This window comes from Klebsiella sp. 141153 (assembly GCF_032601995.1).
GTDB lineage: Bacteria > Pseudomonadota > Gammaproteobacteria > Enterobacterales > Enterobacteriaceae > Klebsiella > Klebsiella aerogenes.
In genome coordinates this window covers 1-384 of the sequence record NZ_JAQIRJ010000041.1, presented here as the reverse complement: position 1 = coordinate 384, position 384 = coordinate 1, and the positions used below count along the sequence as shown (strand labels likewise).

General features: G+C 45.1%; 1 protein-coding gene. It reads left to right on the top strand.

Features of this window, described 5'->3' with window-relative positions:
- Positions 1-40 precede the first annotated feature (40 nt).
- The coding region (locus PGS10_RS24980; protein WP_316423647.1) for an ASCH domain-containing protein at positions 41-384 on the top strand (344 nt) is incomplete at its 3' end.

Genomic DNA, 384 nt, shown 5'->3' with positions numbered 1-384 from the left:
GGAAATAGAAATGAAATATCCAGGCGCAGGGGCCTGGCAAATGGGAGACAGTCCAGAACTGGCAAGCGAGCTTGCTAACCTTATTAAAAAAGGAATCAAAACGGCCTCTTGTGGATCTTTTGCCTCTTACCAACAGGAAGAATCTGCTCCGAGGATTGGCAGCTATAACATAATTCTTGATGGACAGAATGTCCCGGTATGCGTGATCCGGCTGGTTTCGCTACAATTGGTGCGTTTTTGCGATATTAATGAGGAGTTCGCTCGCAAAGAGGGTGAAGGCGATTTAAGTCTTGAATACTGGAAGAAAGAGCATCAGCGATTTTTCATCCGTGAAGGTCATTTTTCTGAGGATATGGAGTTGATCGCAGAAGAATTCGAAGTGGT